At 59.4% G+C, this 10,645-nt stretch carries 9 protein-coding genes; all 9 read left to right on the plus strand.

Features of this window, described 5'->3' with window-relative positions; genetic code table 11:
* Positions 1-47 precede the first annotated feature (47 nt).
* The 9 genes from AC3ZVB_RS21860 (at position 48) to AC3ZVB_RS21900 (ending at position 10,586) form a co-directional block, all read left to right on the plus strand.
* Positions 48-1,988: a putative nucleotidyltransferase substrate binding domain-containing protein gene (locus AC3ZVB_RS21860; protein ID WP_490147718.1), complete on the plus strand. Its 1,941-nt coding sequence runs from the start codon at positions 48-50 to the stop codon at positions 1,986-1,988.
* A complete protein-coding gene (locus AC3ZVB_RS21865; RefSeq protein ID WP_490147719.1) occupies positions 1,985-2,692 on the plus strand; it encodes a 3'-5' exonuclease in 708 nt (235 codons plus the stop codon). Before AC3ZVB_RS21860 ends, AC3ZVB_RS21865 begins: the two co-directional genes overlap by 4 nt.
* 274 nt (positions 2,693-2,966) lie before the next feature.
* Positions 2,967-3,485 (plus strand): RNA polymerase sigma factor, encoded by a 519-nt coding sequence (locus tag AC3ZVB_RS21870; protein ID WP_490147720.1) that lies wholly within the window; start codon positions 2,967-2,969, stop codon positions 3,483-3,485.
* Positions 3,482-4,453 (plus strand): FecR domain-containing protein, encoded by a 972-nt coding sequence (locus AC3ZVB_RS21875; protein WP_194691100.1) that lies wholly within the window; start codon positions 3,482-3,484, stop codon positions 4,451-4,453. The genes AC3ZVB_RS21870 and AC3ZVB_RS21875 overlap by 4 nt, the downstream gene beginning before the upstream one ends.
* A 245-nt stretch (positions 4,454-4,698) precedes the next feature.
* Positions 4,699-7,128 (plus strand): TonB-dependent siderophore receptor, encoded by a 2,430-nt coding sequence (locus AC3ZVB_RS21880; protein ID WP_490147721.1) that lies wholly within the window; start codon positions 4,699-4,701, stop codon positions 7,126-7,128.
* Between the two features lie 72 nt (positions 7,129-7,200).
* Complete coding sequence (locus AC3ZVB_RS21885; protein ID WP_490147722.1) at positions 7,201-8,331, plus strand: PepSY-associated TM helix domain-containing protein; 1,131 nt, start codon at positions 7,201-7,203, stop codon at positions 8,329-8,331.
* Positions 8,328-8,507, plus strand: coding sequence for a hypothetical protein (locus AC3ZVB_RS21890; protein WP_162436217.1), 180 nt, complete (start codon positions 8,328-8,330; stop codon positions 8,505-8,507). The genes AC3ZVB_RS21885 and AC3ZVB_RS21890 overlap by 4 nt, the downstream gene beginning before the upstream one ends.
* A 287-nt stretch (positions 8,508-8,794) precedes the next feature.
* Positions 8,795-9,424: a glutathione S-transferase gene (locus tag AC3ZVB_RS21895; protein ID WP_490147723.1), complete on the plus strand. Its 630-nt coding sequence runs from the start codon at positions 8,795-8,797 to the stop codon at positions 9,422-9,424.
* 106 nt (positions 9,425-9,530) lie between these two features.
* On the plus strand, positions 9,531-10,586 hold the full coding sequence (locus tag AC3ZVB_RS21900) for an RHS repeat-associated core domain-containing protein (RefSeq protein ID WP_490147724.1): 1,056 nt from the start codon (positions 9,531-9,533) through the stop codon (positions 10,584-10,586).
* Positions 10,587-10,645 lie beyond the last annotated feature (59 nt).

The raw sequence follows: 10,645 nt of genomic DNA on the forward strand, positions 1-10,645 counted from the left end.
CATGGCTAAGTCATCCGACAACAACAATTCAAAAAAAGACTGCGGTAATGGTTATGAGTAAAGCGGACGCCTTCACACAGGCAGGGAAAACCGCGGTGTTGCAGAACATCCAGGGCACTTTGCAATTCCTTCAGCGTTTCCCGCCGTTCAATCAGATGGAACATGCCCACCTGGCCTATCTGGTAGAGCAATGCCAGTTACGTTTCTATGGCCCTGGCGAAAGTATTATCAAGCCCGCCGATGGCGACGTTGAACATTTCTACATCGTCAAACAAGGCCGGGTCGTGGGTGAACGTCCCCACACCGCGAAGGGCGGAACCGAGACCACCTTTGAAATCACCACCGGCGAATGTTTCCCGCTCGCGGCGCTGCTGGGTGAACGAGCGACGCGCACCGAACACCTCGCGGCCGAAGACACCTTTTGCCTGCAACTGAACAAGCTGGCGTTCATCAAACTGTTCGCGCTTTCCAGCACCTTTCGCGACTTTGCCCTGCGCGGCGTCAGCAGCCTGCTGGATCAGGTCAACCAGCAAGTCCAGCAAAAAGCCGTGGAAACCCTCGGCACTCAATATTCCCTGAACACCCGCCTGGGTGAATTGGCCATGCGCCATCCGGTGACGTGCAGCCCGACCACCCCCCTTCGCGAAGCCGTGACCCTGATGCACGAACAGCAGGTCGGCAGCATCGTGATCGTGGATGAGCACAAAACGCCGCTGGGCATTTTCACCCTGCGCGACCTGCGCCATGTGGTGGCCGAGGGCATCAACGATTTCAGTGAGTCCATCGAACGGCACATGACCCAGGCGCCGTTTTATCTGTCGCCAGACCACAGTGCGTTTGACGCGGCCATTGCGATGACCGAACGACACATCGCCCATGTGTGCCTGGTCAAGGACCAGCGCCTGTGTGGTGTGGTGTCGGAACGGGACCTGTTTTCCCTGCAACGGGTCGATCTGGTGCACCTGGCCCGCACGATCCGCAGCGCGCAACGCGTGGAAAACCTGGTGGCGTTGCGCGGCGAGATCGGCCAACTGGTTGAACGCATGCTGGCCCACGGCGCGTCTTCGACCCAGATCACTCACATCATTACCCTGCTCAACGATCACACCGTTTGCCGGGTGATCGAACTGACATTGGCCGAGAAAGGCGACCCCGGCGTGCCGTTCAGTTGGCTGTGTTTTGGCAGCGAAGGTCGCCGCGAACAAACCCTGCACACCGATCAGGACAACGGCATTCTGTTTGAAGCCCGTGACGCCGCCCACGCGGCAGAAATACGCGGCAAGCTGCTGCCCATCGCGCATCAGATCAACCAGAGCCTGGCGCTTTGCGGATTCACTTTGTGCAAAGGCAACATCATGGCCGGCAACCCTGAGCTGTGTTTGTCCCGGGCCGAATGGTCACGCCGGTTTTCGGCGTTCATCCGCGAAGCCACGCCGGAGAACCTGTTGGGTTCGAGCATCTATTTCGATTTGCGCGTGGTGTGGGGCGACGAGCAGAGTGGCGACCAACTGCGTCGCGGGATTCTTGACCAGGTGGCGGACAACCGGTTGTTCCAGCGGATGATGGCCGAAAACGCACTGCGCAATCGCCCACCGGTAGGACGTTTCCGCGAGTTTGTACTGGCCCGCAAGCATGGCGAGAAAGCCACGCTGGATCTGAAAGTCCAGGGGCTCACCCCGTTCGTTGACGGGGCCCGATTGCTGGCGCTGGCTCATGGCATCGAGGCCAACAACACCCTGGAGCGTTTCCGCCAACTGGTCGATAAAGAGGTGATCGAGCGGCTGGACGGTGCCGCCTATGAAGAGGCGTATCACTTCATTCAGCAGACCCGAATGCAGCAGCACCAGCTTCAGACCCGGGAAAACTTGCCGTACTCCAACCGGGTCGATCCTGACAGCCTCAATCACCTTGATCGACGCATCCTGCGTGAATCCCTGCGCCAGGCCCAGCGTCTGCAAAGCAGCCTGACCCTGCGGTATCAGCTATGAGCCTGTTTTCATGGCTGCGCCCGGCCAGGCAGAGTTTGCCGGGTGAACTGCAACAGCGTATCCGCCAGTTGCCAGCGGTCGCCGGGTTGAGTGAATGCAGCCTGCGCGAGCAACGTTGGGTCGTGCTTGACCTGGAAACCACTGGGTTGAACCTGAACAAGGATCGAGTGTTATCCATCGGCGCAGTGGTGATTGAGGACGGCGCGATCGACTTCAGCCAGCAGTTCGAGCACACGTTGCAATGCGCCGACTTGAAGTTGGCCCCCAGCGTGCTGATTCATGGCCTGGGGCCGAGCGCGATTGCAGCCGGCAGTGACCCGGCCGAGGCGCTGGTCGATTTCATGGAGTTCCTGGGCGACAGCCCGGTGCTGGCCTTTCATGCACCGTTTGACCAGCACATGCTGGGGCGGGCGCTGAAAGATCATCTGGGCTACAAGTTGCAGCATACGTTTCTGGATGTGGCCGACATCGCCCCGCTGCTGTGTCCGCAGGCGAACATCCGCGAGGCCGGGCTGGATGAGTGGATTGACCAGTTCAAGCTCGAAGTCTTCGAGCGACACAATGCCAGCGCCGACGCGCTGGCCACCGCAGAACTGGCGCTGATCCTCTTCAGCCGCGCACGGCAGCAACAGATTCATAGCCCGTTGAACCTGCAGCAACGGTTGAGCCAATGGAAGCGCAGGCAGCAAGCACCGTCTTTTTAAATCACCACGGTCCCTGTAGCAGCTGCCGAAGGCTGCGTTCGGCTGCGCAGCAGTCGTCAACCCTTCCGTCTCGGTTTACCTGCTGCACCGCGAACACTGATTTCACGACTGCTGCGCAGCCGGACGCAGCCTTCGGCAGCTGCTACAAGGGATCGCGTCGGGCGCTTGAACAGGAACATTCCCACCCGACCAGCGCCAATTGCTTACCTCCCCCGCCTCTGACACAATCGCGAACTATTCTCGTTAGTTAACCCTTCCCAATCGGTGATGCTGCGTGTCGTCAGTTCAAAGCCCCCACAACAACCTCGTCGGCGCGTTATATCGCGACCATCGCGGCTGGCTGTTGGCGTGGCTTCGACGCAACGTGGCTTGTCCGCAACGGGCCGAAGACCTGAGCCAGGACACCTTCGTCCGGCTGCTCGGACGCGATGAACTCAAAGAGCCACGCGAGCCCAGGGCCTTCCTGGTCGCGATTGCCAAAGGCCTGCTGTTCGACTATTTCCGTCGCGCGGCACTGGAACAGGCTTATCTCACCGAGCTGATGCTGATTCCTGTAGGCGAACACCCTTCGATCGAAGAGCAGCAGCTCATCCTCGAAGACCTGAAAAACATCGACTGCCTACTCGGTAAACTGTCCAGCAAGGCCCGCGCCGCCTTCCTCTATAACCGCCTCGACGGCCTCAGCCACGCGCAGATCGCCGAACGCTTGGGTGTCTCGGTCCCCCGCGTGCGTCAGTACCTGGCCCAAGGCATCCGTCAGTGCTACATCGCGCTTTACGGTGAGCCGGTATGAGCCCGGTCAGTTCCAAACCCGTCTCGGCGCAGGTGCTGGATGCGGCCATTGCCTGGCAATTGTCCCTGGATTCCGGCAACCCGGTGGAGCGCGAAGAGTTTGCCAAATGGCACGCCGCCCACGAAGAACACGCTCGCGCCTGGCGCCAGCTGGGCATGCTCGATCAGCGCTTCAGCGCGGCCAGCGGCCCGGCTCGCACCGCGTTGCTGCAATCGCGCGAAGGTATTCGCCGCCGGGTGCGCAAGCTCGGTAGCGGCCTGGCCAGTATTGTCGCTGTGGTTGGCCTGGCATTGTTCGCCGGGGAGCGTTACCTGCCGCTCGACTATTGGCTGGCGGATGAGCGCACCGCCACGGGTGAGCAGCGCACCTTGCACCTGGCCGACGGCACACTGATCAACCTCAACACCCACAGCGCCGTGGACGTACGCTTCGATGAGAAGCAACGACTGATTGTCCTGCAGGAAGGGGAAATCCTCATCGAGACAGGCCACGGTGATGCCCGGCCTTTCATCGTTGAAACCCGCGAAGGCAGCATGCGCGCACTGGGCACGCGTTTCCTGGTCAAGCGCGAGGAAGACGGCACACGCCTGAGCGTATTGAAGTCGGCAGTCGCCGCGCATCCGCAGTCGAATCCCGAAGAGCAGATCCTTCGTGAGGGCCAGCAAGTGCTGATGCGCAATAACGGCCTCGGCCCGATCCTCGCGCTCAACCTCGGTGCCGATGCCTGGACCCGCGGCATGCTGGTCGTGGACAACGCACGGCTCGAAGACCTGATCCATGAACTCGGTCGCTACCGACGTGGACACCTTGGCGTCGCGCCCGAGGTCGCTGATTTGCGCATCACCGGGAGCTTCCCGCTGAACGATACGGACAAGGCCCTGAGTGCGCTGCTACCCACGTTGCCGGTGCAGATCGAACAGCACACCCAATGGTGGGTGACAGTGGCGAAGGCTGAAGCCAAGCCCTGAGTTTTGTGTCGACAGGTCTATTGCCATCGCGGGCAAGCCACACTCCCACAGTGGATATGTGCCAGGCGCAGAAGTTGTATTCACAGCTGATCCAATGTGGGAGTGGTCTTGCCCGCGATGAGGTCGTAAGCCTCACCACAAGATTTGTTTAATGAATCGAAATTATTTTCATCCAGCCCTATCACTTTTGGATTCTCGTTCGGCACCTAGGCAATTGAGAAGTATTCCCTTTCAGGAGCCGCTGTATGTCCCGCTCGCTAGACACCTTGTTGCGCCCCGGTTTGCTGGCTATCGCCATTGCACTCGGTGCCCCTCTGCTTAGCGCTCAGCTGATGGCCGCCGATCAGGCGTCGAGCGTTCGCGCCTACAACCTGCCGTCCGCTCCCTTGGCCAGCACGCTCAACCAGATCGCCAGCCAGGCCGGTCTTGCCCTGTCACTGAACCCATCGCTGGCAGCGGGCAAAACTTCGGCACCGGTCAAAGGCCAGTTCGACGCTACGGGCGCCCTGCGCGAAGCTTTGCGCGGCACCGGTCTGCAATTGGAACAAAGCAGCGCCGGCACCTTCAGCCTGGTGGCCGTGCCTGAGGGCGTGATGGACTTGCCGACAACCAGCATCATGGGTGTGGAAAACACGGAAAGCGCCTGGGGCCCGGTGGAGGGTTACCTGGCCACTCGCACCGCCGCCGGCACCAAGACCGACACCGCACTGGTTGAAGCACCGCGCTCGATTTCGGTCGCAACGCGCCAGCAGATGGACGATCGCAACGTCCAGAACATCGATGACGCCGTGCGTTACATGCCCGGAATCGTCGCCAGCAGTTACGGCAGCGACACCCGTGCCGACTGGCTGCGCGTGCGTGGCTTCGAACCGACCCAGTTCCTCGATGGCCTGCCCCTGCCTAAAGGCGTGTACGCCAACCCGAAACAGGAAACCTGGAACCTTGATCGCCTCGCCCTGCTGCGTGGTCCGGCCTCGTCCGTGTACGGCCAGACCCCGCCGGGTGGTTTGCTCGACATGGTCAGCCGCCGCCCCAGCGCCGAATCGAGCAATGAAATCGAAGTGCAATATGGCAGTGACAATCACCGCCAGATCAACTTCGCCAGCACCGGCAAAATTGATGACGAAGGCCAGTTCCTCTACGGCCTGAGCGGTGTCATCCGCGACAGCGGTACGCAGATCGACCACGTCGACAACAAGCGCTACAACATTGCGCCAAGCCTGACCTGGAACATCGACGACGACACCCGATTCACCCTGCTGACCCAGTTCACCCGCGACGATACCGGCATCACCAGCCAGTTCCTGCCGGTGCAAGGCACCAAAATCCGTTCGCCCCTCGGTGATATTTCCCATCACAAGAACCTGGGCGACCCGGACTGGGAATACTACGACCGCACCTACTACGCCCTGGGCTACGCGTTTGAACATCGCTTGAACGATGTCTGGCAGTTCAAGCAAAACCTGCGCTACACCAAGTCGGACCTGTCGTTCCAGACCCTCACCCCCGGCGCCTACCCGTTCACGCAAGTCGATGCCGACGGTAACGTTGGCCGTACGAGCACCAGCGTCGATGAGGACATCAGCCAGTTCGCCGTGGACAACAACTTCCAGGCCGACTTCGCCACCGGCGACGTCCTTCACACCCTGTTGATCGGCCTCGATCACCAGCGCACCAACACCCACTACACCTCGATTTACGGTGACGGCCTGACCACCAACGTCAACAACCCGATCTACGGCCTGCCGATCGTTCGGCCACCTCGCTCGACGGCGTACTACGATTACGATCAAAAGACCAACCAGACCGGCCTGTACGTTCAGGACCAGATGGCCCTCGACCAATGGCGCCTGACCCTGGGCGGACGTGAGGACTGGGTCCACACCGGGACCAAATTCTTCAACAAAGGCGACGCCACCAACACCGAGCGGGACAAGAATTTCAGCGGCAACGCGGCGATCAGCTACGTGTTCGACAACGGTGTCGTGCCCTACCTGTCCTACGCCGAATCGTTCCAGCCAACCAGCAACGCCACCGCCTCGCCAACCGACTCGATCAAACCGACCGAAGGCAAGCAATGGGAACTGGGCATCAAATACCAACCGCCTGGCAGCAACACCCTGCTGACCGCGGCGGTGTATGACCTGACCCAGAAAAACGTCTCCGTCACCACGATCAACTCGGACAACGTGTCGATCACCAGCCAGACCGGTGAAGTCAAAGTCAAAGGCCTGGAACTGGAAGCCGTGTCCGACGTGACCGACAACCTCAAGGTCATCGCCGCGTACACCCTGGCCAAGTCCGAAGTACAGAACGGCACGTTCAAGCGCAATCGCCTGCAACTGATGCCCAATCAACAGGCTTCGCTGTGGACCGATTACACCTGGCACAACGGCGTGCTGGACGGCTTCGGCGTCGGCGCAGGCGTTCGCTACACCGGCAACACCTACGGCGATCAGGCCAACACCGAGCTGGGCAAGGCTGATGCCTACACCGTGTTCGACGCCGCGGTTCACTACGACCTCGGCCGTCTGGACAACAGCTTGAAAGGTGCGTCGCTGGCACTGAATGCAACCAACCTGTTCGACAAGGATTACATCTCCACCTGTGACAGTTTCTACTGCTACTACGGTGACCAGCGCAGCGTCGTCGCCAGTGCAACCTACAAGTGGTAACGGGCTGACCTGACACACCCCAAGACCCGGCCGTCCTCCATGGACGGCTTTGGTATTTTTGAAGGTCTGGAAATGAAAAGTAAAACAATCCGCCGTTGGTCGTTCGTCCACACCTGGACCAGCCTGATCTGCACGGCCTTTCTGCTGATGCTGGCACTGACCGGCCTGCCGTTGATCTTTCATCACGAGATCGATCACCTGCTCGGCGATGCGGCCGAACTCAAGCAAATGCCGGCCGACACACCCCAGCTCAATCTGCAGCAACTGGTGCTGGCGGCCGAGAAACATCGTCCTGGCGAGGTCATGCAGTACTTCGGTTACGACGACGAAGACCCCAACGGCATGATCGCCATCATGGCGGCCACAGCCGGCACCGAGCCGAACTCGTCCCATACCTTCATGCTCGACGCGCGCACCGGCGAAGCGCTGGAGATGCCGTCGGCCAACGGCGGCTTCATGATGTTCATGCTGCGCCTGCACGTGGACATGTTCGCCGGCCTGCCGGGCAAGTTGCTGCTGGCGTTCATGGGGATACTGTTTGTTGTGGCGATCGTGTCCGGTGCGGTGCTGTACCTGCCGTTCATGCGCCGGTTGAAATTCGCCACCGTGCGCCAGGAAAAATCCACCCGCTTGCGCTGGCTCGACTTGCATAACCTGATCGGCGTCGTGACCCTGACCTGGGCGCTGGTGGTCGGCGTTACCGGCGTTATCAGTGCCTGCGCGGACCTGCTGATTGCTGCGTGGCGCACCGACACCCTCAGCGCGATGGTCGCGCCTTACCGTGACGCGCCACCACTGACACAACTGGCGCCGGCGACACGCCTGCTCGATATCGCCAAGGAAGTCGCACCGGGCATGAAACCCGATTTCATTGCGTTCCCGGGCACCCGGTTTTCCAGCGAACACCATTACGCCGTGTTCATGAAAGGCAGTACGCACCTCACTTCCCACCTGCTCACGCCGGTGCTGATCGACGCCAGCACCCTGCAAGTCACCGCCGTGGCCGAGCGACCGTGGTACATGGACGCCATGGGCATGTCGCAGCCGCTGCACTTCGGTGATTACGGCGGCATGCCGATGAAAATCCTCTGGGCGACGCTGGACGTGTTGACCATCATCGTTCTCGGCAGTGGGGTTTACCTCTGGGTCGTGCGCCGCAAAGCAGCGAAACCCGTGGCGGACATTGCGCAGGCCCAAGCATGAGGCCGCGTCAGTCGAACTTCTGGAAAGTCTTCGCCCTTCCCACGGTCATCGGTCTGTTCAGTGCTGCCGGATTGTTCGCAGCGTTGTTGGGCGATGGCGTCTGGGACGCCCTGAGCTGGCTCGGCCTGGGCATCCCCGCCATCATCGCCCTGCGTGGATTACTGAAACCCCTGTAGCAGCCGCGGGGCCTACGACTGCCCCTGTAGCAGCTGCCGAGCCTGCGAGGCTGCGTTCGGCTGCGCAGCAGTCGTAAAACCTGAGACCACGTTCTTTCAGGCAAACCTGGTTTCCCGGATTACGACTGCGGCGCAGCCGAACGCAGCCTCGCAGGCTCGGCAGCTGCTACAGAAATCTCATCGTCTGGACCGTCGTGCGTCAGCCCAAACCACAGCACGTCGTGCAATCTTGAGCTGCCACCCCAACGCGCTATGCTGCCGTCACTACCACCGAACGAGACGCCACCATGTCCACCCCGAGCATGACGCTGTACCACAACCCTCTTTCGCCCTTCGTTCGCAAAGTCATGGTGCTGCTCCACGAAACCGGTCAGCAAAACCGCGTGGCGCTGCAATCCAGCGTACTCACTCCGGTCAGCCCGGACCTGACCCTCATCGAAGACAACCCCTTGGGCAAAATCCCCGCCCTGCGCCTGGCCGATGGCAGCGTTATCCACGACAGCCGGGTGATCCTCGATTACCTCGATCACCAGCATGTCGGCAACCCACTGATCCCCCGTGAAGGCTCGGCCCGCTGGCGGCGGATGACCCTCGCGTCCATGGCCGACGGAATCATGGACGCGGCGGTGTTGACCCGCTACGAACTGGCCCTGCGCGCGCCGGAAAAACAGTGGGACGAATGGCTGGACGGCCAGCGCGACAAAATCCGCCGGGCGTTGACCGTGCTGGAAGCAGACGCGATTGCCGAGCTGACCAGCCATTTTGATGTGGCCGCGATCAGTGTGGCCTGTGCGCTGGGCTATCTGGATCTGCGCCACCCGGATCTGGACTGGCGCGAAGCGAATCCCAAGCTGGCGGGCTGGTATTTCGAGGTGAGCCAGCGAGCATCGATGCTGGCGACAATGCCGAAGGTTTGACTTCAGAAAGGGCAAAACCCTAGCAGTTCTGATAGGTAGGCAACGACTGGGAAAGGATCGATGCTGAAGGCTCGGCTTTTTCGACCTTTGCACGGAGCTTCAGTCAATGCCTACTTCTAAGTGTGAAACACTCTTGAGTCGCTACAACTACGACCCGCTTGATCGGCTGGTCAATAGCACTCCCTTTCAACAACCCACCCAGCGGTATTACTGCAAAACTCGCCTCGCCACTGAGATACAAAGCGGTGTGCAACGCACCATCGTGCAGCACGACGATCAACTGTTGGCGCAGCAGCAGAGTGAGGGTGGCAAGAGGACCGCCACGTTACTGGCGACGGATCAACAGCGCTCGGTACTGAACGCAATCGATGCGAACCAGCCCAACCCTATCGCCTACTCGCCCTATGGTCATCGCCCCCTTGAAAACGGCTTGCTCAGCTTGCTCGGATTTAACGGCGAACGACCCGACCCGGTGACCGGGCATTATCATTTGGGCAATGGGTATCGGCAATTCAACCCGGTGTTGATGCGGTTCAACAGCCCGGACAGTTGGAGTCCGTTTGGGGAGGGGGGGTTGAACGCATATGGATATTGCAGTGGAAATCCGATTAATAGACGAGATCCAAATGGCCATAAATGGTTTGCTACTTTCATTGAAACTCTTAACCAAAATATATTTCGATCTTCGGATGCATTGCATCCCACTCAAAAGCTTTCTCCCACAACAACAAAATTGTTGAGTGAATCTGTAAACAGTTTAGGCGGTGAGGTTAGAATCGCAAACCTCGCAAGGTCAAAAAACATCAAACCGGAGCAGTACCTGATCAACAATTCCACACTAACAAAACCATTAAGCAGCAACCCCATACGAGTTTCGGCTAATTCACCAATAGAACACATCGACCAGAACATAAACACTTTAATACAAAGAGAAGTCGCACTAGTAGATTTGAATGTAGCACTCCCCAAAGGCATAGTTAACGATTTCGACTTCTTCGAAGGCATAAATCAGACCCAAAAACTAATTGAAGCTAACAGAGGTCTACGAAATCAAATCATGAGTCCATTAGAATTACCAACCTACGGCTTGGTTATGAATTCCTCAATGGGTAAGCATTTCCCTGCGCCACCATCATTTGCAGAAGCCGTGAGAAAAAAGTGAACATCCATTAGCATCGTGCGCGCCCGAGCTAATCAGTTTTTAGATAAAAGAAATACAAG

Source organism: Pseudomonas sp. MDV22-iso1, assembly GCF_058145095.1.